21 protein-coding genes and 1 tRNA gene are annotated in these 23,891 nt (G+C 50.0%); 9 read left to right on the forward strand and 13 right to left on the reverse strand.

The window, feature by feature from the left end:
* Window positions 1-7 precede the first annotated feature (7 nt).
* Window positions 8-1,198: an NnrS family protein gene (locus KJY73_RS07520; protein ID WP_214342238.1), complete on the forward strand. Its 1,191-nt coding sequence runs from the start codon at window positions 8-10 to the stop codon at window positions 1,196-1,198.
* Window positions 1,199-1,271: 73 nt separating this feature from the next.
* Complete coding sequence (locus tag KJY73_RS07525; RefSeq protein WP_232848420.1) at window positions 1,272-3,053, forward strand: thiamine pyrophosphate-binding protein; 1,782 nt, start codon at window positions 1,272-1,274, stop codon at window positions 3,051-3,053.
* Here the strand turns inward: KJY73_RS07525 and KJY73_RS07530 are convergent.
* Entirely contained in the window at window positions 3,043-3,801 is a 759-nt protein-coding gene (locus KJY73_RS07530) for a HesA/MoeB/ThiF family protein (RefSeq protein ID WP_214342241.1), read from the reverse strand. The two genes, KJY73_RS07525 and KJY73_RS07530, sit on opposite strands and share 11 nt — an antisense overlap.
* Before the next feature lie 144 nt (window positions 3,802-3,945).
* On the opposite strand from KJY73_RS07530, the gene KJY73_RS07535 reads away from it, so the two are divergent.
* Together KJY73_RS07535 and ytfE are read left to right on the forward strand one after the other, a co-directional pair.
* Window positions 3,946-4,440 (forward strand): NTP transferase domain-containing protein, encoded by a 495-nt coding sequence (locus KJY73_RS07535; protein ID WP_214342243.1) that lies wholly within the window; start codon window positions 3,946-3,948, stop codon window positions 4,438-4,440.
* Window positions 4,441-4,595: 155 nt separating this feature from the next.
* Entirely contained in the window at window positions 4,596-5,279 is a 684-nt protein-coding gene (gene ytfE / locus KJY73_RS07540; RefSeq protein WP_214342246.1) for an iron-sulfur cluster repair protein YtfE, read from the forward strand.
* Between the two features lie 261 nt (window positions 5,280-5,540).
* Here ytfE and KJY73_RS07545 read toward each other — a convergent pair whose 3' ends face one another.
* Both KJY73_RS07545 and KJY73_RS07550 read right to left on the reverse strand, forming a co-directional pair.
* On the reverse strand, window positions 5,541-5,762 hold the full coding sequence (locus tag KJY73_RS07545; protein WP_214342250.1) for a hypothetical protein: 222 nt from the start codon (window positions 5,760-5,762) through the stop codon (window positions 5,541-5,543).
* A gap of 42 nt (window positions 5,763-5,804) precedes the next feature.
* Window positions 5,805-8,075: a nitric-oxide reductase large subunit gene (locus KJY73_RS07550; RefSeq protein ID WP_214342253.1), complete on the reverse strand. Its 2,271-nt coding sequence runs from the start codon at window positions 8,073-8,075 to the stop codon at window positions 5,805-5,807.
* A 222-nt stretch (window positions 8,076-8,297) separates the two neighbouring features.
* Here KJY73_RS07550 and norR point away from each other — a divergent pair, with 222 nt between their 5' ends.
* A complete protein-coding gene (gene norR / locus KJY73_RS07555; protein WP_214342256.1) occupies window positions 8,298-9,827 on the forward strand; it encodes a nitric oxide reductase transcriptional regulator NorR in 1,530 nt (509 codons plus the stop codon).
* Window positions 9,828-10,193: 366 nt separating this feature from the next.
* Here the strand turns inward: norR and KJY73_RS07560 are convergent.
* Together KJY73_RS07560 and KJY73_RS07565 are read right to left on the reverse strand one after the other, a co-directional pair.
* Window positions 10,194-10,270: transfer RNA gene (locus KJY73_RS07560), tRNA-Val, on the reverse strand.
* Window positions 10,271-10,406: 136 nt separating this feature from the next.
* Window positions 10,407-10,625 carry a PGPGW domain-containing protein gene (locus tag KJY73_RS07565; RefSeq protein ID WP_206596044.1) on the reverse strand — a complete coding sequence of 73 codons (219 nt, stop codon included), beginning with the start codon at window positions 10,623-10,625 and terminating at the stop codon, window positions 10,407-10,409.
* 138 nt (window positions 10,626-10,763) lie between these two features.
* Here KJY73_RS07565 and ydiJ point away from each other — a divergent pair, with 138 nt between their 5' ends.
* Both ydiJ and KJY73_RS07575 read left to right on the forward strand, forming a co-directional pair.
* Window positions 10,764-13,790, forward strand: a complete 3,027-nt coding sequence (gene ydiJ / locus KJY73_RS07570; RefSeq protein WP_214343301.1) for a D-2-hydroxyglutarate dehydrogenase YdiJ — start codon at window positions 10,764-10,766, stop codon at window positions 13,788-13,790.
* Window positions 13,791-13,792: 2 nt separating this feature from the next.
* Window positions 13,793-14,188, forward strand: coding sequence for a DUF4826 family protein (locus tag KJY73_RS07575; RefSeq protein WP_214342258.1), 396 nt, complete (start codon window positions 13,793-13,795; stop codon window positions 14,186-14,188).
* A gap of 32 nt (window positions 14,189-14,220) precedes the next feature.
* Here the strand turns inward: KJY73_RS07575 and KJY73_RS07580 are convergent, their stop codons facing one another.
* From KJY73_RS07580 to KJY73_RS07610, 7 genes are all read right to left on the reverse strand, one after another.
* On the reverse strand, window positions 14,221-14,679 hold the full coding sequence (locus KJY73_RS07580; RefSeq protein ID WP_206596046.1) for a GNAT family N-acetyltransferase: 459 nt from the start codon (window positions 14,677-14,679) through the stop codon (window positions 14,221-14,223).
* Window positions 14,680-14,747: 68 nt separating this feature from the next.
* Window positions 14,748-15,992 carry an adenylate/guanylate cyclase domain-containing protein gene (locus KJY73_RS07585; protein WP_214342261.1) on the reverse strand — a complete coding sequence of 415 codons (1,245 nt, stop codon included), beginning with the start codon at window positions 15,990-15,992 and terminating at the stop codon, window positions 14,748-14,750.
* Window positions 15,993-16,109: 117 nt separating this feature from the next.
* Window positions 16,110-17,483 (reverse strand): adenylosuccinate lyase, encoded by a 1,374-nt coding sequence (purB, locus tag KJY73_RS07590; RefSeq protein WP_214342263.1) that lies wholly within the window; start codon window positions 17,481-17,483, stop codon window positions 16,110-16,112.
* 14 nt (window positions 17,484-17,497) lie between these two features.
* Window positions 17,498-18,127 carry a high frequency lysogenization protein HflD gene (hflD, locus tag KJY73_RS07595; RefSeq protein ID WP_214342265.1) on the reverse strand — a complete coding sequence of 210 codons (630 nt, stop codon included), beginning with the start codon at window positions 18,125-18,127 and terminating at the stop codon, window positions 17,498-17,500.
* 1 nt (window position 18,128) lies between these two features.
* Complete coding sequence (gene mnmA / locus KJY73_RS07600) at window positions 18,129-19,229, reverse strand: tRNA 2-thiouridine(34) synthase MnmA (protein WP_214342268.1); 1,101 nt, start codon at window positions 19,227-19,229, stop codon at window positions 18,129-18,131.
* Between the two features lie 86 nt (window positions 19,230-19,315).
* Window positions 19,316-19,759 (reverse strand): NUDIX hydrolase, encoded by a 444-nt coding sequence (locus KJY73_RS07605; RefSeq protein ID WP_214342271.1) that lies wholly within the window; start codon window positions 19,757-19,759, stop codon window positions 19,316-19,318.
* Window positions 19,760-20,296 (reverse strand): rRNA large subunit pseudouridine synthase E, encoded by a 537-nt coding sequence (locus KJY73_RS07610; RefSeq protein WP_214342274.1) that lies wholly within the window; start codon window positions 20,294-20,296, stop codon window positions 19,760-19,762.
* Window positions 20,297-20,625: 329 nt separating this feature from the next.
* Here KJY73_RS07610 and KJY73_RS07615 point away from each other — a divergent pair, with 329 nt between their 5' ends.
* Complete coding sequence (locus KJY73_RS07615) at window positions 20,626-22,851, forward strand: NADP-dependent isocitrate dehydrogenase (protein ID WP_214342277.1); 2,226 nt, start codon at window positions 20,626-20,628, stop codon at window positions 22,849-22,851.
* Between the two features lie 287 nt (window positions 22,852-23,138).
* Here the strand turns inward: KJY73_RS07615 and cspD are convergent, their stop codons facing one another.
* Window positions 23,139-23,357 (reverse strand): cold shock domain-containing protein CspD, encoded by a 219-nt coding sequence (gene cspD, locus KJY73_RS07620; RefSeq protein WP_206595723.1) that lies wholly within the window; start codon window positions 23,355-23,357, stop codon window positions 23,139-23,141.
* A 208-nt stretch (window positions 23,358-23,565) separates the two neighbouring features.
* Between cspD and clpS the strand changes: the two genes are divergently transcribed.
* The gene (clpS, locus tag KJY73_RS07625) at window positions 23,566-23,880 is read left to right on the forward strand and encodes an ATP-dependent Clp protease adapter ClpS (protein ID WP_206595724.1); all 315 of its coding nucleotides are present in this window, start codon (window positions 23,566-23,568) and stop codon (window positions 23,878-23,880) included.
* The last annotated feature ends 11 nt before the right edge of the window (window positions 23,881-23,891 follow it).

Consider the following 23,891-nt stretch of genomic DNA (forward strand, 5'->3'; position numbering starts at 1 on the left):
TTTTGATATGACGGTTTCTGCTCCTCATGGATTACCTGCACCTCTATTCAGACTGGGGTTCAGGCCGATGTTTCTGGTAGCGGCGCTGTTTGCCATAGTGGCAATCGGTGCCTGGGGAGGGACCTTCGCCGGATGGTGGGGGCTGACCCCTTATGGCGGCAGTTATTTCTGGCATGCCCATGAAATGTTGTTTGGCTTTGTCGCGGCCGTGGTAACCGGCTTTTTGCTCACCGCGGTGCAAAATTGGACAGGGGTACCGGGCGTTAAGGGCAAGCCATTAGCCCTGCTGGTATTGGTCTGGGTGGTGGGTAGGGTATTGATGTGGTGGGGACCCGGCTGGCCACATTGGCTGGTGGCCTCGCTGGATCTGTTGTTCTTACCCATGGTAGCCGGGTTTATGGCCTATCCACTGATTAAGGTCAGCCAATGGCGTAATCTGTTCTTTGTTCCTGTGCTGGCGCTGATGACCCTGGCTAACTTCCTTACTCACCTGAGCGTCATAAGTGGCGAGGCGCATTGGTTTAAACAGGGCAGTTACTTAATGTTGATGCTGGTTACGCTGCTAATGGCAGTGATAGGTGGTCGGGTTATTCCCATGTTTACCGCCAATGGCACAGGCACAACGAAAGTACTGCCCATTGCCTGGCTTGATAAAGCGGCTTTACTCTGTATCTGGTTGTTGGTGCTGAATGTACTGTTTGGCAACCTGCTGCCTGCCAATGTGCAGGGCTTACTCTGCCTGCTTGCTGGCAGTTTGCATCTGTGTCGTTGGTGGCGCTGGCGGGTATGGTTGACCTTGGCAGTGCCCCTCTTGTGGTCATTGCATATCGCTTATTTGTTTATTCCCCTTGGTCTGCTTGCACTGGCCGGTCACTACCTGGGTGATTGGTTGCCCCAAAGCACTGCTGCACATCTGCTCACTGTTGGTGGCATGGGCGGAATGATTATGGCAATGATGGCCAGGGTGTCGCTTGGACATTCCGGCCGCCCGCTGCAACCTCGCCCCATTATGAGCCTGGCGTTTGCGCTGATCTTTATGGCCGCTCTGGTACGGACACTGGGCAGTTGGTTGTTGCACCAGCAGATCCTGACCGTATTCGTGCTGGCCAGTATTTTGTGGTGTTTGGGCTTTGCCATTTTTACTTTTGTTTATTGGCCGGTGCTGACAAGACCGCGTGTCGATGGCAAGCCTGGTTGAAGATTTGCTGTCTGGTAGGTATGAAAATCGGAGCAAGCTGACCTGAGATCCTAACCTCTCTTTGGGTGTAACTATGTATTGTTACGAGCAAAATTTAGGTAAAGCCTACGCTGCGCGTTTACCGACCCTTGGGCAATCTATGGCCGAGGTTTTAGGCTTTTTTGGTGTAAAGCGCATCTATGGTGTAGGCGGCGATTTTGCCGCCAACCTGATTAGTGCTTTTGAAACCAGTCTGGAGCTATGTCCTTCCAGCAATGAAATGCATGCCGCTTTCAGTGCCTGTGCCCAGGCAGAGTTGGAGGGGCTGGGCGTCTGTTTGACGACCTATACGGTGGGCAGCTTACCTTGTATGTCAGCGGCGGCGCTGGCCATGGCGGAGAACCTACCCCTGGTCTTTATTTCTGGTGCGCCGGGGGAGAGCGAAATCGGTGATGTGGCAATTCATCATACGGTACATGGCCGCAGTGCCTGGCAAACCAGACTGGATGCTGCGTTGCAGGCCTTCGCCGGGCTGGGAATGCGTGCAGAGCGCTTGCAAGGGCAGCGAAACAGCGGCCAGCCGAATATGGCTGGCGAGCATTTTTTACAGTTAGTGAATCACGCCTGGCAGCATCGCCAACCTGTGTTTGTTGAGGTGCCACGCGATCAGGTGTTCGCCCTGACTCAGGCCTTATCGCTGCCTGCGCATCCCGGGTTATTACGACCAGTCGAACAAGTGCTGTCAGGTGCAGGCCTTATTGCTGAGGAAATTGCCCGGCGTTTACGCGACTGTAAATACCCTGTGCTTTTTATTGGTGATGCGGTCAAGCATAACCCGCGACTCAGGGCGCAGTTACTGGCATTTTGTGAGCGCTTGTCTATTCCTTTTGCCACCAGTTGGTTTGCTAAAGGCTTGTTTGACGAATTTCATCCCCTTTGTCTGGGCGCTTACAATGGGGTATTTTCTGATAATCCCAGCCGTGTCTATATAGAGCAGCAGGCAGACTATGTGCTGGATGTTGGCAGCAGTATCTTCAGTCAGGACACCAACACCGCGTTTTCCACCGGCAGCCATTTTATCCACGCCATGCAGAACAAAACAGTATTAAAAGGCACGTCGGTTGGCGAGGGGGACTTGATTGAGCTGTTTGATTGCCTGACAGCCTGTCCCTTGCCATCTTTTGACTTTACTCTGCCAAACTGGGCAGCGCCTGCAGTGGAGCCACAAGCGAAGTTGGACTTTCACAATCTGGCCCAGACCCTTAATTACCTGCAAGCTCGGGATCCTCACCCTTATCTTTATCTTCCAGAGGTCGGCAATAGTTATTTTGCCAGCTATGGATTGCGTAACCGGCTTGGTACTGTCGGCCGCGGTTGGCTGACCAATCCCTGGTATGGTGCGATGGGCACCTGTCTACCTTATGCCCGTGAGGCTGCTCGTTGTATCAAGGGCAAGCAAGGTGATGAACGGGTGGTTGTTATAGTGGGAGACGGTGGGCTGCATTTTCAGCTCAATGAGTTGATTGAGCTGCAAAAAGACCAGACTGCGGTCATTATCATTTATATGCGCAACAACCTGTTCCACCTGGGCAAAAGCAGTGATGCGCCAATATATTATTGTAATGATCCAGCCTTTGATGTTGATAAGCTGATTTCGGCTTATGGCGGCAGGGTTAGTCATTGTTATGATGTCGGACAGTTTTGCCAGGCCTTTGCTGAGGCGGCAACAAACAATCAGGGGATAACCTTGATTTCTGTTCAGGCCAGTTTAGAAAGTCAGTATCAGTGTCGAGAGATAACCCTGCTAAATCTATATATCCGCAGTCAGAATGGCGACGAGCAGGCCAGGGCAGCTTGGTTGGCGGCTACGGGGTAGCTTGACCACAAGTCGGGCAATCGGGTCTGGCGGCCAGTCGAAACTGCTGCCATTGGGTGGTTTTGGCATCAAACAGATTCAGCACCCCGGCCTGGATTGTCAGCCCGGCTAAATACTTTACTGCTTCCAGCGCCTGCATGGCGCCAATGATGCCTACTACAGGTGAGAGAATGCCGGACTCCACACAGCTGAGCCTTTGTTCACCGAACCTGTGGGAAAGGCAGTGATAACAAGGGAAATTTGCGCTGGGGAGGTAGCAAAATACTTGTCCTTCCATGCGGATGGCGGCACCGGATATAAGGGCGGTACTATGCGCTACACATAACCTGTTTATCAGGTTACGACTGTCCAGATTGTCGGTGCAATCCAGTACCACATCATGCCGAATAACCAGCTCTGCCAGTTCTTCTGACGTAGCACGACGGTCTAACGGCACAATCCTGGTCTCTGCGTTACAGGCTTGCAAGCGTGCTGCTGCGGCATCGACTTTGTTTTTGCCAATATCACTTTGTGCGAAAAGTACCTGACGCTGCAGATTACTCAGCTCCACTTTGTCATCGTCGCATAAGGTCAGCGTGCCAACGCCAGATGCTGCCAGGTATTGCGCCGCCGCATTGCCTAAACCGCCAACGCCTATAATCAGTGCACTGCCTGCCAACAGCTTTTCCTGGCCTTCCAGATCAAAACCGGGTAACAAAATTTGCCGGTTATAGCGCAGTGCTTGCTGGCGGGTGAGACTGTCATGCATTGAAATACTCCGTAGGTTTTGTTCTTTTTAACCTTGCCCGTCAGCGCTGGCAATACCAACTTGGCTTTGGTTACTACCTATTTGGAAGTATGGCGTCCTGCATAACTAACTGGTGAACTGGTAATCAAAAACTCGGAGGTAGGCATGAATACGGTAGGGATGGTAGTTACCCACCAATGCAGCGATGTCTGGCTGGCGTCTAAGGCATTTGATAAGGCACTGTGCAGAGTTAAGAGCATACTGAACCAATGTGGTATCAAAGATATCAAGATCAGTCGCAACTGCTTTACGGCCGGTCACGTACCGGATATTTACCCTCAGCAAGGAGTGCTATCGGCATTGCACGCGGCACTTTTTTATCAAACACACTCCCATGTGATTTGTGTTCCGCCGGATATGCCCGGCCTGTCGGTTGAACTCATCCGCTGGCTGCTGGTATCCGGTCGGATTGCCAAGCGCAGCTGCCATTACCGTGATTATTCATTGCCTATTTACTTGCACAATGACAAGGCGCTGCGTGAACGCCTGGAATATGGGCTAAGTGAGGGGCTGCCGGTAAATACCGACAATATTGAGATCCTGAAATGCCGCAGTTTGGTAGCCCCAGACCCCAGCCGATTAGTGCGAATTTTTGATTAGTGGTGTTTTTTACCCTATTGGTGATTTTTACCCTGTTGAAAATAGGGTGAAAACTACCGCATTTTCAAAATGCTTATATTAAACAGTGGGTTATATTTGGCCTGGGGTTTGCTTTACTGGTTACGTAGACCAGTACACAGCCAACAGGAGACATTATGGAAATGCTGTACCAATCTCTGGGAAATCTTGCCACGCAAATTGCTGGGGCAACACGGGTTTTTCACCACTATAAACTGGATTTTTGCTGCGGAGGACATCGCACTTTGGCGGAGGCGGCGCATAAAAAAGGTTTGGACGCACAGCCCATTGTTGAGGAGCTGACCCGCCTTTCAGAAAAAAGCGAGACGGGTCAAAATTGGGCAACAGCCAGTAATCAGGCGTTAATTGCCCATATTCTGGAACGATTCCATGCTAAGCACAGAATACAGTTGCCTGAACTTATTCGTTTGGCCAGACGGGTTGAGCAGGTACATGGAGAATCACTGGATTGCCCAACCGGCTTGGCCGAGCATCTGGAAAAAATGCAGTTGGAGCTGGAAAACCACATGATGAAAGAAGAGCAGATCCTCTTCCCTATGTTGTCGAGCGGTATGCGGCCATCTGGCCCCATCACTGTGATGCAGGAGGAACATCTTGAGCATGGGGAAGCCTTGGAGCAAATGCTGGTACTGGCCCATGAACTGGAATTACCGCCCGGTGCCTGCAATACCTGGACGGCCCTATATCTGGGATTGCGTGAACTCAAAGAAGACTTGATGGATCACATTCATCTGGAAAATAACATTCTGTTTGTTGATCGTAGCAGCGGCGAAGGAAGCTGTTGCGGTAGTTGTCACTAAACACGGCTTTCCAGCAATCGGGTGGTCTGGTCGTATTGGCCACCCGATTTTTTTGAATATGCAAACCCGCTCTAGATTTCTCAGTCGTTCTTTCAAGCCGGTGTGACCGGCATTTCACCTCTCTCTGAATGCCATTATGTTGCAAAATCGAGGTTGTGTTAGCGAGAGCTAAAGTGTCTACAGTCAAAGCTACTGTCGAGGGAAATCTGTACCCATAGACGTAAAAAGTTGGTGTCCATATGGCCACCAACTTTTTCTGGCTTAAACCTCCAATTGTTGACCATGCCGGCCAATACATCTGAGTACATAAGCAACTTTAACCAGGGTGGCGGCTAGGATAAGGCCGATATGGGCACTGATTTGTACCGCGATGCTAAAGCGTTCTGCATCCAGGTATCCCACCCAGATAGTCAGTAGCAAAAAGCCAACAGCGAATATAAGTAGCACTTCGGCGAGTCTGGTGAGATGGGGAAAGTTCAACATATGGTGCTCTCCAAAGGGCGGGTTGCCCCGCCCATAGGTTGATTAATCTTCAGCGGTTACCGCCGTCGTTAGCGCCGGTTTTTCACCTATGCCCAATAAGCCTTTAACTACCTGCCAACCGACGGCCAATGCGCCTACAATGAAAATGACGTCACCAAGGGTTCTTACCCAGCGTAGCGTTTCCAGCAGCGGCATTTGCATAAAGGTTTCACTGCGTGCGTACCAGAAACCTTGTGAAACACTGGCATAAAATTGCAGTACGCCAATGGGCAGTAAGCTGGTAAACAGCATCAGTACTAATCCGGCGTTTAACCACCAAAAACCGACTTTCATCAATCGTTCGTTGAATTGCATATCAGGACGGATATAGCGAAGGACTAACAAGGCAAAGCCCAGAGCCAGAAAGCCGTAAACACCAAACAGGGCGGCATGGGCATGGGTGGCGGTGGTGTTTAAACCTTGCACATAGTAAAGAGAGATTGGCGGGTTAATCATAAAACCGAATACCCCGGCCCCCAGCATGTTCCAGAACGACACGGCCACAAAACACAGTAGCGGCCATTTTATTTGTTGCATCCAAGGGGCTCGCTGTTTCAATCGCCAGTTTTCAAAGGCTTCATAACCCAGTACAACCAGAGGGACCACTTCCAATGCGCTAAAGGTGGCACCGACTGCCATCACTGGGGTGGTGGTACCGGAGAAATACAGATGATGGAAGGTGCCAGGGACACCACCAAGCATAAACAGGGAAGCTGAAGCCAGGCTGGCCGTGGTGGCCATTTTGCGCGATACCAGCCCCAGGCTGCAGAAGATAAAGGCCAATGCGGTGGTGGCGAATACCTCAAAGAAACCTTCTACCCACAGGTGGACTATCCACCAACGCCAGTATTCCATGATGGAAAGGTGGGTGCGTTCGCCATAGAAAAAGCCTGCACCGTAGAACAGGCCGATAGCCACGACTGAAGCGGTAAGCAGGGCTAGCAAGTTGCGATCACCGGGCTGGCGCAGGGCTGGCACGATACCGCGCAGCATCAGGCATAACCAGAATACAATGCCGGTGAACTTACCGATTTGCCATAGTCTGCCCAGATCAACAAATTCATAGCCCTGGTGACCGAGCCAGAAATTCCACTCAGATGGCATAATCTGCGCAATGGCTAAATAATTCCCGATAAAGGACCCGGCCACTACGACTACGAGCGCCCAGAATAGAATATCTACACCGAGTTTCTGAAACTTAGGATCCTTGCCACCGTTGATTATAGGCGCCAGGAACAAGCCGGCGGTGAGAAAACCCGTGGCAATCCAAAACAAAGCCGACTGAATATGCCAGGTTCTGACCAAGGAGTAGGGAAAATACTGAGATACATCCAGACCATAGAATTGCTGGCCTTCCACTGTGTAGTGCGCGGTAAAGCCGCCCAGAAACACTTGAAAGGTAAAAAGGGCGACAACCAGAAAAACATATTTGCCCAAGGCTTTTTGCGACGGGGTCAGTGTTACCAGGCTCAGCGGGTCTCGCGGCGGCGCATGAGGTTCGGCCTCTTCCCGTCGCAGAAATGCCCAGGCCCAGACCAATCCGCCGACACCGGCAATCAATAGCACTACTGACACCACCGACCACAATATGTTCTCACCGGTAGGTTGGTTACCTATTAAAGGTTCATGGGGCCAGTTGTTGGTATAGGTTGCGTCTGAATCAGGACGTTCGGTGGCGGCGGCCCAAGCTGTCCAGAAGAAGAAATTTGCCATGCGTTCACGCTTGCTGGCATCTGGCAGGGTATTTTCCTTCATGGCAAAGCTTTCACGACTGCTTTGGAACTCTGGATGGTCACTGAACAGTTTATCGTAGTAGCTGGCAACCAAAGCCATGGCTTGGGCGCGACGCTCGCTTACCACCAGAATATTTCCTGCGTCCGGGCCATTGCTACGATATTCCTGCTTGAGTCGAAAGGTCAGTAAAGCTTGCTGCTCTGGGTTAAGCGCATTGTAGTCGAGACCATAGATTGCATCGGCTGCTAACGTCAGCCAGGCAATCAGTTCCCGGTGTAACCAATCTGCGCTCCAGTCTGGAGCTTGATAGGCACCATGCCCCCAGATCGATCCCAGTTGCATACCACCAATGGACTGCCAGGCGGTTTGACCATCGAGAATATCTGAGGCCTTCATGAGTACCTCGCCGGTTGGCGTGATAACTTGTTCTGGGATAGGCGGCGCCTGTCGATAAACTTCCCGGCCAAAATAGCCGAGTAGGGCAAAGGTGATGGCGAGAATACCAATCAGTAAAAACCATAAGCGACGATAATTAGCCATGGTTTTTCCCCTTTGGATAACGATAAAGTGGATAAAGCAAAACCCTGAGAGCACAGTGAATTTGCATGGAATAACTCCTTCCTGTTGTTTAATGTGCAACCCGTCTTCGCAAACCCTATGCCACAACATAACCAATTGAATAAAAAGAGGTAATTTTTGGTGTGGTTGTTTTTACCTTATCGTGATAGGGTGTAATTAACCTTTTTTATGGTAATTAATACCATGATGAATGAATTTCTTGTGGCTGATTTAGCCGTTGAGCTGCCCGACTTACTGCGCCTTGAACGACTGGTAAAAACCCTTAAGGCCGAATTTCAGTGTGGCGCCGTAGCCCTACTGAAGTTGGAAGGTGAGGTACTGAAACCCTTGGCAGTAACAGGCCTGGTCAAGGAAACCCTGGGACGACGTTTTCTGCCAGCTCAACATCCTCGTTTGGCCGCGATTCTGACCAGCGAGCACCAGCCGGTGTGCTTCGAACACAGCAGCGCCTTACCGGATCCCTACGACGGTTTATTGGATCAGATAGAAGGGCAACCTTTACCCGTGCATGACTGCATGGGAATGCGTTTGGAGCAGGACGGTAAGGTCTGGGGCGTGATCACCTTCGACAGCCTGCTTCCTGGTACTTTTTCCACCTCAGCCCAAAGTGTCCTCAAGCAACAAAAACTGTTGCTGGAAGCAGCGGTACGCACTACCAGACTGGAGATGGAGAACCGCAGCTTACGTCAGTCACGGATCAATGCGGCTGTGCGACAGGAAGGAAGCGCCACAGAAGATGCTGAAATTGTTGGACGTAGCCAGGTTCTTCAACAGTTGTTAGGGGAGTTGGATACGGTAGCAGATTCGGAATTACCCGTGTTATTGCTGGGGGAAACCGGGGTCGGCAAAGAGCTGTTTGCCCGGCGTCTGCACCAACACTCGCGCCGGGCCAACAAACCCCTTATTCATGTCAATTGTGCAGCACTACCTGAGTCCTTAGCTGAAAGTGAGCTATTTGGCCATGTCAAAGGGGCGTTTTCCGGTGCGCATCAGGAGCGCGCTGGCAAATTTGAGGCGGCCAATGGCGGTACCTTGTTTTTAGATGAGGTTGGGGAGTTGCCGCTAGCGGTTCAGGCTAAATTACTGCGCGCCCTGCAAAACGGTGAAATACAGCGACTGGGGGCGGATAAACCACGCAAGGTGGATGTACGCATCATTGCTGCCACCAATCGCCAGCTAAAAGACAGCGTTAAGCAGGGAGATTTTCGCGCAGATCTGTATCATCGTTTGTCCGTGTACCCTGTGCCTATTCCGCCCCTTCGGGAGCGGGGCAATGATGTGTTGCTGCTGGCTGGCCATTTTCTGGAGCAAAACCGGGCTCGACTTGGACTTCGTAGTTTGCGTCTTTCATCAGAGTCAGAATCCGCCTTACTTGCCTATCAGTGGCCGGGTAATATTCGCGAGCTTGAACATGTCATAAGTCGAGCCGCCATAAAATGCCTGGGGCGTAATCCCGCTCGTGGTGATATCTCTACGCTGGTTCCGGAACTGATGGATTTGGATATTGAGCATAGCCGCCCAACAACCCATATTGGCGATACGCAACCAGGGTCACTGCTGATGCCCTTAAAAACACTGTTGGACCAGACCCAGCGAAATGCCATTCAGGCGGCATTAGATGCCAATGGACAAAACTGGGCGCAAACCGCTAAGTTGCTTGAAGTGGATCCCAGTAATCTGCACAAATTGGCAAAACGCCTGGGTATGAAGTAACCCAGGCGTGATGAGCCCACTGGCGGATAGTTAAAATCTAGTTGCTGAACATCCTGCTGTGGACTGAAAAAAGCGTTATCAGATCTAAACCCGGTTATACGGAGCGGCGATATCAGCACCAGCTTGACGAAAACATTTTGGGGATAAAACGGAAAAGGGTGCTTTTGACTAAGTTCGAACTGTCGACCATCGGACCGGGTCATAGAGAGCGGTGGTGCTTGCACCGACTTGATAGAAACGTTTTGGGATAAATCGGAAAAAGGGTGCTTTTGAGTAAGTTCGAACAGTCGACCATCGGACCGGGTCATAGAGAGCGGTGGTGCTTGCACCAGCTTGATAGAAACGATATGGAATCAATCAGAAGAATGGTGCGTCCGAGTAGACTCGAACTACCGACCCCCACCATGTCAAGGTGGTGCTCTAACCAACTGAGCTACGGACGCACTTTGATGATTTGTTTCAGATTTGCTACGCATCTGAGAACGGCGCGTATAATAACGACGCCTAATTCCCGGCGCAACTGCTTTTTCGGCTTTTATGTCTGACTGCTGATTTTGTATTCAGCAAGGATTAAAGCGTCTAGCGACTTAATTTACGATTCAGTAATGCACTGTCTAATCTGCTAGCGCCTTTATGCATGCCACGTTGGCAGCGTTTCAACCACTGGCGGGCAACCGGAAAGTCCACACTTAACAGCACTAAACCCGCCAGCAGGAACAAGATGGAACCTGGCAGAATAAACAGCACAGTGCCTATCAGGGTAAAGGTCACACCCAAACCAATTCGCAGACTTTTCATATTTCAGCTCCTGTGACCTTATTCAGCATATGGCTATCAAGTATAGAGAAAGGGAATAGATATTCAGCTGCCAAGTTGTTACAGGAGGTTGCACCCTTGTGTATACTAGCGGCACATTTTTCCAGCCAGTCTGTTCGGATGTTACCGCTAGTCGATTCCAAAGCCAGTATTGAACAGGATTACCTTGATTACCTGGATGCTTTACGCACTTCCCAATTTAAAGGTGAAATAGAAACCAGCTATGCCAGCCGCTTGGCGGTAGCCACGGATAATTCCGTGTATCAGCGCCTGCCTCAGGCGGTGGTTTTTCCAAGGGATGTCGCGGACCTGCAATTGATTGGGCAGTTAACGCAAAGCCACAACAAGGTGCGCTTCTCGGCCCGCGGCGGCGGTACGGGCACTAATGGTCAGTCCCTAACTGATGGTTTAGTGGTGGATTTGTCCCGGCATATGCGCGACATCCTCGAGTTTAATGCTGAGGAACGTTGGGTTCGGGTGCAGGCTGGTGTAATAAAGGATCAGCTTAACGATTTTCTGCGTCCCCATGGCTTTTTCTTTGCCCCGGACTTGTCCACCAGTAACCGGGCCACCATTGGCGGCATGATCAACACTGATGCATCAGGGCAAGGCTCCTTGGTATACGGTAAAACCAGCGACCATGTGTTGGCGCTTCGATCGGTGCTTGCTGATGGCAGCCTGCTGGATACCGCGCCCATGGGGCTTGATGAAGCACGGGAACTAGCGGGGCAGGGCGGTGTTATCGGCCAAGTGGTAGCACAGGTGTTGCAAAGCTGTGAGCAAAAGCGTGAACAGATCCTGGCGAAATTTCCGCGACTGAATCGCTTTTTGACCGGCTACGACCTTGAGCATGTGTTCGATGCTGATATGCAGCACTTTGATCTCAGTCGCATTATTACCGGCTCAGAAGGCTCACTGGTGTTTGTGGCCGAAGCTAAGCTGAATGTCACGCCCATTGCGCGCTATAAAACGCTGATAAACGTCAAATACGATTCTTTTGAATCAGCCCTTCGCCATGCCCCGGCGATGGTGGCGGCCCAGGCAACCTCGGTGGAGACTGTTGATAGCAAAGTCCTGAATTTGGCCCGGGAAGATATTATCTGGCACTCGGTAAAAGCGCTGATTGAGGATGTGCCGGGTAAGGACCTGCAAGGCCTGAATATGGTGGAGTACAACGCCGAAGCCGAGCAGGATATGCAGGATAAAATCACGGGCTTAGTGGCAATGTTGGATGATTGCATAGCCACCGGCAAGTCTGGGGTGATTGGTTATCAGCTTACCTCTGATAACGCAGATATCGGTAAAATTTATGCCATGCGCAAAAAAGCGGTGGGCCTGCTGGGTAAAACCAAAGGCAGTAAGAAGCCCATCGCCTTTGCCGAAGACACGGCTGTGCCGCCTGAGAAACTGGCCGATTTTATTATGGAGTTTCGAGCGCTGCTGGATGCCAAAGGTTTGCAATATGGCATGTTTGGTCACGTAGATGCCGGTGTGTTGCATGTGCGTCCGGCATTGGATTTGATTGACCCATTGCAGGAAATGCTGATGGCCGAGGTGTCCGATCAAGTCGTGGCATTGGTGGCCAAGTATGGTGGCCTGATGTGGGGCGAGCATGGTAAGGGCTATCGGAGCGAATATGGTCCGGCGTTCTTCGGGGAAGAACTCTTTACTGAGCTACGTAAAATTAAAGCGGCGTTTGATCCCTTTAACCGCATGAACCCAGGCAAAATTTGTACGCCTTATGAGTCAGATGAAGTGCTGGTAAAAGTATCGGATACCAAACGCGGTTCCTATGACCGCCAAATCCCACTGAAGGTGCGAGAGGCCTTTGAGCCAGCCATGAGCTGTAACGGTAACGGCTTGTGCTTTAATTATGACAGCACCTCACCCATGTGCCCCTCCAGCAAAATTACCAAAGATAGGCGCCATAGTCCTAAGGGACGTGCGGGTTTAATGCGTGAATGGCTGAGATTGCTAAGCAAGCAAGGGGTTGATGTTGCCAAGCTGGATAAAGTGGGCACAAAGCAAAACTGGTTCAGCCGCATGTACAACACCTATAAGCAGGACAACAAGGCGGACTTCTCTCATCAGGTGATGGAAGCGATGGATGGCTGTCTGGCTTGTAAAGCCTGTGCCAACCAATGTCCGGTGAATGTCGATGTGCCCAGCTTCAGAGCGCGTTTTTTGCATATGTATTACGGCCGCTATGCCAGACCGTTCAAAGATTATCTGGTGGCTAATGTTGAGAAGATGGCGCCACTATTGTCCAAGGCCCCGCGCCTGATTAACGCAGCGCTGGTGATAGGCGAGTGGCCTTTGCGTAAGTGGGTGGGCTATGTGGATGCACCAAAGCTCTCTTATCCCACGTTGGCCGGGCGACTCGACAAAGAAGTGCAGGCTTTTGACTTGTCCGTGCTGAGATCCCTTAATCCCGAGCAACTAAGCAAAAGGGTGCTGATCGTACAAGATCCCTTTACCAGTTTTTATGAAGCTGAACTGATTGAAGATTTAGTCAAGCTGATACGCAAGCTTGGTTTGCACCCAGTGCTACTGCCTTTTAAACCCAATGGTAAACCTCAGCATGTGAAAGGGTTTTTAGCCGAATTTGCCTCTACCGCTAAAAATGCTGCCGCATTTTTTAACCAGCTCGCGGCACTTAACATCCCAATGGTTGGCGTGGATCCGTCTTTGGTGCTTTGTTATCGGGATGAATATAAAAAAGCCCTGGGCAGCGACCGTGGCGATTTCAACGTGCAACTGATTCATGAGTGGCTGGAAAGCGTGGAGTTGCCTGAAGCTACTGCTCAACCTTTACGGTCATTTGCTTTGTTTGGCCATTGCACGGAAAAAACTGCATTGCCTTCTGCGGAAAAGCAATGGCAGCAAATTTTTAAACGAATGGGGGCGGATTTGACCCCGGTATCGGTAGGTTGCTGTGGCATGGCCGGCACTTATGGACACGAGACGTCGCATTTGGAGCACTCCAAAGGAATATTTGAGCTGAGCTGGCAGCCAGCGTTGGCAGGTTTTAAAGCTGAACAGGTATTGGCCACCGGCTATTCTTGTCGCAGCCAAACGGCCAGAATGCAAGGGGTTAAACCTAAGCACCCGCTGCAGGCTCTGGTTGCGCTACTAGAGGAAAAATAACAATGACAGAACAACAATCTTCGACCTGGGTAAGGGATCAGTACCAAAAGGTGGCCAAATTTCTCGCTGAGAAAGGGGTGATTATCGACAGCGTTCTATTGGAACAAAGCAGGGTATTGGAGCCACTTTTAACCGTATGGAAAGTGAAAGCCATCGATGGCAAACAGTATTGGGCCATTGGTGGCGATTTACCCTCCGATGTCGCACCAGCCAGTGTGGCAGAAGACGCCAGAGCGGTACTTAAGCATTTTTCGCTGCACTGGCAGTTGAAAGCAGAGAATCTGTCACGAGCAGAAAATCCTGACCAAACACAGCGGGACTTTGTAAATATATTGATTAGTCGTGCAGAAGGAATATACGACTTAGCTGAACGCTCTGATCTCTGGCAAGCCGGCTGAAAATACGCCCTAGGGCGCCCTTTTGGGGCACCCTAGTGGGTAAACTCCACTTTCGGGAGTGAGAACTGTTCTATGTTACAAGCTAATCTCTGACGAGCTATGCCTGCATCCATATAAACTGCACCGACAGGACGAAATCCTTGTTGTTGGTAGTAGTTGACACCTTCCAACTCGCACTGCACTGAGACAGTCTGCATACCTTGTTGCTTAGCAATCGCCAGCAAAGCGGTCAGCAGTTGTTGATATACCTCAGGTTTACGGCAGTTGTTCAATACAGCAATCCGTCCTATTTCACCGTCGGCGGTGATACGTCCGGTTGCTATTTCTATGCCTGCGTCATCCAACAGTAAAACATGACAGGCCGCACTGTCCTGGCGATCAAACTCCACATCTTTGGGAATTCGCCATTCGTAAACGAATACCTTTTCTCTCAGCTTTGTGAGCTTGTCTTTGGCGCTTCTCCAGTCGACGTTTTTAACGGTAAACGTCATCTGTATTGCCTCCAAAATCGGCACCTCATTGTGCCGAAACCTCAGTCTATGATTTGAGCAAAAAATAGTCAATCTCCTGTTTGGTCTGATGTCTTTATTGGGCCAATAAGCCAATAGGTTTCACATTCTTGCATGCCCCGTACGCTGAGTTTGCCACGAGGTTCAAAGATAAAGTCATGTCGGCTGAGTCTATAAGTGTGCTCTGACACTTGAATCTTATGGCTTTGACCTTGGCTTTCCATCCGGGAGGCCAGATTTACACTATCTCCCCATAGGTCATAACTGAACTTATGTTTACCTATGACACCAGCAATTAACTGACCGCTATTCAGGCCTATTCGCAATCCCTTATTGATATGATGGCGCTGATTAACCTGTTCAAAGGTGAGTAACATTTGTAAGGCGCAAGCGCAGGCACGTTGGGCGTGATTGGGGTGATGAACGGGCACGCCGGATACCGCCATATACTCATCACCATTGGTTTTGATCTTTTCCATGTCATAGCGCTTGAGTAACTGGTCAAACTCGCTGTACAAATCGTTAAGATAATTCACCACGGCTTCCGGTGCCCTGTTGTTGACAATGTCACTGAATCCCTCAATGTCAGCGAATAACACTGTGGCACTGGCAAAGTGCTCGGCCACGGGTTTATTTGAATCCTTTAGGCGTTCGGCAATAGGATCAGGCAGCAGGTTCAAAAGCAGGTTTTCTGAACGGCGTTGTTCGTTAGCAATGCGTGTCCAACTTTTAGCGTGATCCAAAAAGATGTGATAGGTACATAGCATGCAAGTTAGTGGGAAGGTGAGATTGGTGATCTGCTTGACCCTTTGTTGGTAGTTTTCCGCTAATCCGAGCAGAGGTGCCACTTCAAAATGCTCGAGCAGATAAAAACCCAGAGCAAAACTGCCTGCTGCGAATAGCAGGAGCACAGTTTCTTCGCGGTAAAACAGAAAAGGTACGGTCAGAAAGCCCAATATCAGAAACCAGTGGCTGGCACTTTGATAACCCAGGTGAAGGCTGGTCAGGGAAATAAAGCTGGCATAGCCACCAATAAGCACCCGGCGCGCTAATCTGGTTTGGCCTATATTACTGAAAAGCGGCACCAACGGGCAGAGCATAGCGTGGAACAGCAATATCAAAATTTGCACATCACCGCCCTCTGCCCAATAAAACAAATGCAAAGGCAAATGCAGCAACATGACACAAAACAATACCAGGGAAATGAGATTGGTTAAGCGGGCAGGACTGATATTTTTACAGCCGTTTTTTTGAATACCGGCCCAAATCCAGGTCTTCAACAGCGCGGTGATCATGCCAAGCTCCTTATGGCTGTTCGTTCCGTAAACTGCGTGGAAAACTGTACCCCTTATCAAAAATAAAAACGCCCGGTTCCCCGGGCGTTTAAGTATAGCTGTTAAAAGCCTTGATGGTTAGCCAACCAGCTGCTCAACCAGTTCAACCGCGCGGCCAATGTAACCCGCTGGTGTCCATTGTTTAAGCTCGGCTTTTACCTCTTCGGGCAATGCCAGGCCGTCAATAAACTCGGCCATCATCTGTTGGTTTACCCTTTTGCCACGGGTCAGTTCTTTGAGCTTTTCATAGGGCTTTTCAATACCATAACGACGCATCACGGTTTGAATGGGTTCGGCCAGCAGCTCCCAGTTAGCATCAAGCTCGCTGAGCAGGCTTTGCTCGTTCACTTCCAGCTTGCTGATACCTTTTAAGGTGGCTTGGTAAGCAATCAGGCTGTAGCCCATGCCTACACCTAAATTGCGCAGCACAGTGGAGTCAGTTAAGTCGCGCTGCCAGCGGGAAACAGGAAGTTTGGCGGCCAGGTGGTCAAAAATGGCATTGGCCAGTCCCAGGTTGCCTTCGGAGTTTTCAAAGTCAATGGGGTTTACTTTGTGTGGCATGGTGGAAGAACCAATCTCGCCTGCCACGGTTTTTTGCTTAAAGTGACCCAGTGCAATATAGCCCCATACATCCCGGTCAAAATCGATCAGTATGGTATTAAAGCGCGCTACCGCATCAAATAGCTCAGCAATGTAATCGTGGGGTTCGATCTGTGTGGTGTATGCGTTCCAAACAATACCCAGACTTTCTACAAACTCGCGGGAAATGCCAGGCCAATCCAGCGCCGGATAAGCTGACAGGTGCGCGTTATAGTTGCCAACCGCACCATTTAACTTACCAAGCAGCTCCACACCGGCAATCTGTTCACGTTGACGCTGCAGACGCACTAAAACGTTAGCCATTTCCTTGCCCATAGTGGTAGGGGAGGCTGGCTGGCCATGAGTACGGGCCATCATGGGAATGGTTTTGTATTCCAGTGCTAAACGACGCAATTCACTAATCAGCTTGTCACAGTAAGGCAGAATCACCTGGCTACGTGCTTCGCTTAGCATCAGAGCATGAGACAGGTTGTTGATATCTTCTGAGGTACAAGCAAAGTGAATAAATTCGCTAACTGCACTGAGCTCTGCGTTGTCGGCGACTTTTTCTTTTAAGAAATACTCAACGGCTTTTACGTCATGGTTAGTCGTACGCTCTATGTCTTTCACGCGGGCCGCATCGGCTTCGCTGAAATCGGCAACGATAGCATCTAATAATGCGTGAGCTTTGGCGCTAAAAGCAGGAACTTCCTGTAAGGCGTCAATGCTGGCAAGCTTTTGCAACCAGCGCACTTCTACCTGAACCCGGTATTTGATCAGACCGAACTCGCTGAAAATACCGCGAAGTTCTTGGGTTTTGCTGCCATATCGCCCGTCTACCGGGGAAATAGCTGACAATGCAGAGAGTTCCATGCTGTGGCTCCTGATTAGTGGTTAATGCGTTTGAGCGCCTTCTCGGCGTTTTCCAATACGTTGCGACGGCTGAGCAGGATATGGCGACGTTTGCCACCTAACTGACGCCAAAGCACCGCGGAACGAATACCGGCCAGCAACAAAGCTCTGACTCTGTGCTGAATGGCGGTTTGTTTTAACAGATTGGGATCGCCGGCGACCTGAATACGTGGTCCGATGGGACTGATAACATCAGAATAAATGCGCGCCATATTGGCGAGCATGGGTTCATCGGTAAGGGCATACAGGCTTTGCTGACGCTTGATATGGTCTATACGCTCACCCAGTTCGGCCAGCTTATTTGGTTGCTTAGCCAGTTTACGTTCCAGTCCCAGGATGCTGGCAATATAGCGGGTGATTTCTGCGTCTTTGGCTACCGGTTTATTGGATAGCTGGCCCTCAAGGGTGACAAATCCCAGCCTTAGATTGGCCAGATTACCATAGATCTCTTCGGTGCTTTGGGGATCAGTAACTACCAAGCTTTGAATACTGGCAACGAAGGCACCCTCATCGCCATTGCCTTTACGGGCAAATTGTTGCACCAGGGCGGCTGATTGGCAAACCGCGGCCAGGGCCAGACTTTTGTCAAATTCTCTGTCGTTCATATTAGCGAATGTAGCTCTCGATAATGCCGCCGCCCAGACAGACTTCGTTCAGGTAAAATACGGCTGACTGCCCTGGTGTTACGGCTTTTTGCGGCTGGTCAAACAGCACCTGCAACTGGCCGTTTGCCAAGGGGGTTACTTCACAGGGGATGTCCTGCTGGCGATAACGGGTTTTGACCACACAGCGAAGAGGCGCGGTGGGGCCTTGTCTGTCAACCCAGTCCAGTTGCTTGGCGATTAGCCCTTTGGAATAAAGGCGTGGATGGTCATCGCCCTGACCGACGATAAGCACATTACGGGCGACGTCTTTGTCCACCACATACCAGGGTTGTTCGCCGTGGTCTTTCAGACCACCTATATGCAAGCCTTTGCGTTGACCCAGGGTGTGATACATCAGCCCTTCATGATCGCCAATAACTTCACCTTCTGTAGTTTCAATTTTGCCCGGCTGAGCAGGCAGGTAGCGACCCAGAAAATCTTTGAATTTCCGCTCACCTATAAAGCAAATACCGGTACTGTCTTTTTTATCGTGAGTAATAAGGCCTTGCTTAGCAGCGATTTCACGCACTCGGGGCTTTTCGATATCACCGATAGGGAACAAGGTATGGCCGACCTGCTGCTCGTTAAGGGTATACAGGAAATAGCTCTGGTCTTTGTTGTCATCCAGGCCGCGCAACAGCTGCCAATGACCATCCTGCTCGCGACGACGCACATAGTGACCGGTCGCAATATAGTCAGCGCCCAGATCTTCTAAGGCGAACTCCAGAAAGGCTTTAAACTTAATTTCCTTGTTGCACATAATATCCGGGTTCGGTGTGCGACCGGCTTTGTATTCGGCCAGGAAATATTCAAAAACGTTATCCCAATATTCGGCGGCAAAATTGATAGTACGTAACTTGATGCCCAATTTGTCGGCAACGGCCTGGGCGTCTTTCAGGTCTTCGGCAGCAGCGCAGTATTCTGCATCGTCATCTTCTTCCCAGTTTTTCATAAACAGCCCTTCCACCTGGTAGCCTTGCTGTTTAAGCAAATAGGCTGAAACGGAGGAATCCACACCACCGGACATACCGACGATGACTTTAATTTGACTGTTCTGCTGCATGGGCTTGATTAACTTGACACTGCGCTTAAATTACGGAGCGCGAATTCTAGCAGACTTGTCTGGCGGACGCATCTGCTATGGACGGCTTAGGGCAGATAGTGGAATTGATTAAGGGGCGTGATTTTCCCTTGCCGGTAGTCCTCGATACAGCGCAGTACCATAGGGGAGCGCAGTTGGGATTGACGCTGTTTGATGTCATCCAGGCTTAACCAATGACAGGCCAGAATTTGTCGGTCTTGTGGGGCCGTTGCCACAGGCGTATCGAGCTTGAGGGCAAAGCAAAAACGTAAAAACGTCAAACCCTCTCGTTCCACCGGATACAGGTAGGTACCTACCAGACCCGTGGGTAGGAAATCCAGACCGGTTTCTTCACGCAGTTCACGGCGAGCAGCATCTGGAATCGATTCCCCAGCCTCTAAATGACCGGCTGGCTGATTGAATACCAGCTTGCCGTTAATGTTTTCTTCAACCAGTAGGTATTTGCCTTGGGCTTCTACGACACAGGCCACGGTGACATTAGGTTTAAACACTTAAATCTCCAGAAACTGACCAGGGGCAATGCCATCTAAGGTCCAGCTGCCCACCCGATAGCGGATCAGGCGCAGGGTAGGGTAACCGATGTGGGCTGTCATGCGTCGAACCTGGCGATTACGTCCTTCACTGATGCTAATGGACAGCCAACTGGTAGGAATGGACTGGCGAAAACGCACGGGTGGATTGCGCGGCCACACCTCAGGTTCCGGCATTAACGACACTTTCGCCGGCAGTGTCAAGCCGTCTTTTAACTGCACGCCGTCACGCAGAGCTTGCAAGGCCTTTTCTTCAGGTATGCCTTCTACCTGCACCCAATAGGTTTTGCTGGTTTTGCTTTTGGGGTGAGCCAGCTTATGCTGAAGTTTGCCGTCATTGGTCAGTACCAGCAGGCCTTCGCTGTCCATATCCAGCCTTCCTGCTGCATACACCCCTGGAATATCGACATAATCTTTCAGGGTTTGACGGCCTTCCTGGTCGGTAAATTGGCAAAGTACGCCGTACGGTTTATTAAGTAACAGAGTTCGAGTATGCATAACCTATAAGGAAAGATTTCTTTTGCTTGGCGTGATTGGCTTTATTATCCGGGTGCCCAGCGGCCAGTCAACTAAGCCTTTAGCTAATTAAAACAGGCGTTTGGATTGAGTCTTTTAGCGGGTATATACCCAAGTAGCACTTGTACTTGGCGGTTTCGGCCATATATGATTCAGACACTTTTTTGCGGGAAGCATGCTTCCCGATGCCATGGTGGGGATGTGGCCCGGTCACGTTGGAACCGGGTTTTTCAGCAGGAGATAGTGAGTGGCCCCTGTTGCCCCGGAATGTTCCAACCGGCCGCATCCAGCCGTAACAACAGAGGTATCACATGACAAGCAAGTCAAAAATTATTTACACCAAGACCGATGAAGCGCCGGCTCTTGCTACGTACTCTTTGCTGCCTATCATTAAGGCATTCGCGTCAACGGCGGATATTGAAGTTGAGTTAAGCGATATTTCTTTGGCTGGCCGTATGTTGGCTGCTTTCCCAGAATTTTTAACTGATGATCAGAAAGTGCAAGACGCGCTGGCAGAATTGGGCGAGCTGACTCAGCACGCTGATGCCAATATCATTAAGTTGCCCAACATCAGTGCGTCTATTCCTCAGCTTAAAGCTGCCATTAAAGAATTGCGCAGCAAAGGCTTTATGTTGCCTGAGTATCCGGAAGAGCCGAAAAACGATGAAGAGAAAAGCATCAAGGCTCGCTACGGTAAGATTTTGGGTAGTGCGGTAAACCCTGTGCTGCGTGAAGGTAACTCAGACCGTCGTGCACCGACTGCGGTTAAGAACTACGCCAAAACCCATCCACACTCCATGGGAGCTTGGAGCCAGGCTTCACGCACGCACGTAGCGCACATGCGCGGTGGTGATTTTTACTCTCGTGAGAAGTCAGTGACAGTGGACAAAGCTGGCTTTGTTCGTATCGAGCACACCGACAAGCAGGGCAACAAGACAGTACTTAAGCCTCGTATTGACCTGTTGGCAGGTGAAGTGATTGATGGCATGTACATGAGCAAAAAAGCCCTGTGCAAGTTCTTCGAAGAACAAATTGAAGATGCCAAGCAAACGGGCATTTTGTTCTCGCTGCATGTTAAGGCAACCATGATGAAGGTGTCGCACCCCATTGTGTTTGGCCACTGCGTAAAAGTGTTCTACAAAGATTTGTTCGAGAAATATGCTGACCTGTTTGCCGAACTAGGTGTGAACGCTAATGATGGTTTGGGCAGTGTTTACGATAAGATTGCCAGCCTGCCGGAGTCTCAGCGCAGCGAAATCGAACGCGATATCAACGCCTGTTATGCTGACCGCCCACCTATTGCCATGGTGAACTCAGACAAAGGTATTTCCAACCTGCACGTGCCTAGTGACGTGATTGTTGATGCCTCTATGCCTGCTATGATCCGAAGCTCTGGTCAAATGTGGGGACCTGACGGCAAGCCTTATGACACCAAAGCCGTGATCCCTGAAAGTACTTACGCCACTATCTATCAGGAAGTGATCAATTTCTGTAAGACTCACGGTGCTTTCGACCCAACCACAATGGGTACTGTACCTAACGTGGGTTTGATGGCGCAAAAAGCCGAAGAGTACGGTTCGCACGACAAGACCTTTGAAATTAAGGCTGACGGCACTGTGCGTATCATTGATCAAGACGAAAATGTACTGATCGAGCATGATGTGGAAGAAGGCGACATCTGGCGTATGTGTCAGACCAAAGACGCGCCAATCCGCGACTGGGTGAAACTGGCGGTAACTCGTGCCCGTCAATCCGGTATGCCGGCCGTGTTCTGGCTGGACGATGAGCGTGCCCATGACATTCAGTTGATCAAAAAAGTAAATACCTATCTGCAAGAGCACGATACCGAAGGTTTGGATATTCAAATCATGTCTCCGGTTCGCGCAATTCGTTACAGCATGGAGCGTTGTATCCGTGGTCTGGATACTATTTCCGTAACCGGTAACGTGCTGCGTGACTATCTGACAGACTTGTTCCCGATTCTTGAACTGGGTACCAGTGCCAAGATGTTGTCTATCGTGCCACTGATGGCCGGTGGCGGCCTGTTTGAAACGGGCGCTGGCGGTTCTGCGCCTAAGCACGTACAACAGTTTGTTGAGGAAGGGCACTTACGCTGGGATTCCCTGGGCGAGTTCCTGGCCCTGGCTGTATCGCTGGAAGACCTGTCTATTAAGCAGAAAAATGCCAAAGCGGAACTACTCGCTAAGACCCTTGATCAGGCCACTGAAAAGCTGCTGAACGAGAATAAATCACCGCTGCGTCGTGCCGGTGAACTGGACAACCGTGGCAGCCATTTCTATCTGGCCATGTACTGGGCTGAAGCCTTGGCTAACCAAAGCAAAGATGCTGAGCTGGCGGCTAAGTTCAAACCTCTGTTTGAAGCCCTGCAAGCTAATGAAGCCAAGATTTTGGCTGAGATTGATGCGACTCAAGGCAATCCGCTGGATATCGGTGGTTACTACCTCCCTGAAGAAGCTAAGGTGAGTAAAGCCATGTTCCCAAGTGACGTGTTTAAGAGCGTCCTGGCTACCTTGTAATTGAAAAGCAAATGATTGAAGCCCGGCATTGACCGGGCTTTTTTATGCTTGGCTGAACTTGCTAGAACCTATTCAGTATAGTGAGATTATGCTGAATAATTTATTTTATGGTTCATAAGACAAAACACCAACTAATTGAATTAAATAGCAAATCAATCATGGACTAAAGAATATAAATATAAGCTATAAATCAGATTTAATTAGTCTATATTCTGGGCAGTCATAAACAGCAGAAATAAAAAAAGCAGATAATCTGTATCTGCTTTTTTTATTTTGCCAAGCCGGATTTATCTTTCCGGCTCGATAGCTAACTCGATGTTCTCAGCGTGTAGTCCCTTAGGACCCTGTTGCACTTCATACTTAACTTCCTGACCCGCTTTAAGAGAGCGGTAACCCTCCATCTGGATCGTAGAATAGTGAGCGAAAACATCCTCACCGCCGTCTTCCGGTACGATAAAACCGAAACCCTTAGCGTTGTTGAACCACTTAACCTTGCCAACTGCCATACTTCTGCTTCCTCTAGAGCCCTTGAACTGTCCTGTGATAATCCCCACAATGAGACTTAGGGATTACGGTTCCCTGACTACTGCAAATTAAGGGAACCTAAAAAATGTAGATTTTTTAACCTGAATATGTCAAGGGTAAATTTAACATTTTACTAAAAAGTCAGAAATTCCCATTTAGCATTTTAATTGAACGGCTATTATTTGAAGTATGAGTAAAGACAGCATCATTAGTCATGACAAGCAACTCGAGGCGGTAAAACGCAAAGTTCAGCCGCCTCCGATGTATAAAGTATTGCTGAACAACGATGACTACACGCCGATGGACTTTGTAGTAGAAGTGTTGATGCGTTTTTTTAATATGACAGCGGACAAAGCAAACCAATTGATGTTGACGGTGCACTACGAGGGACGAGCGGTATGCGGTATTTACACTGCGGAAATCGCTGAAACCAAGGTTATGCAAGTCAATCAGTACTCCAGGAAGCATCAACATCCATTAATGTGTTCCATGGAGCCAGCTTGAATCGTCGAGCG

The sequence above is a fragment of the Bowmanella yangjiangensis genome (assembly GCF_018531185.1).
Taxonomy (GTDB): domain Bacteria; phylum Pseudomonadota; class Gammaproteobacteria; order Enterobacterales; family Alteromonadaceae; genus Bowmanella; species Bowmanella yangjiangensis.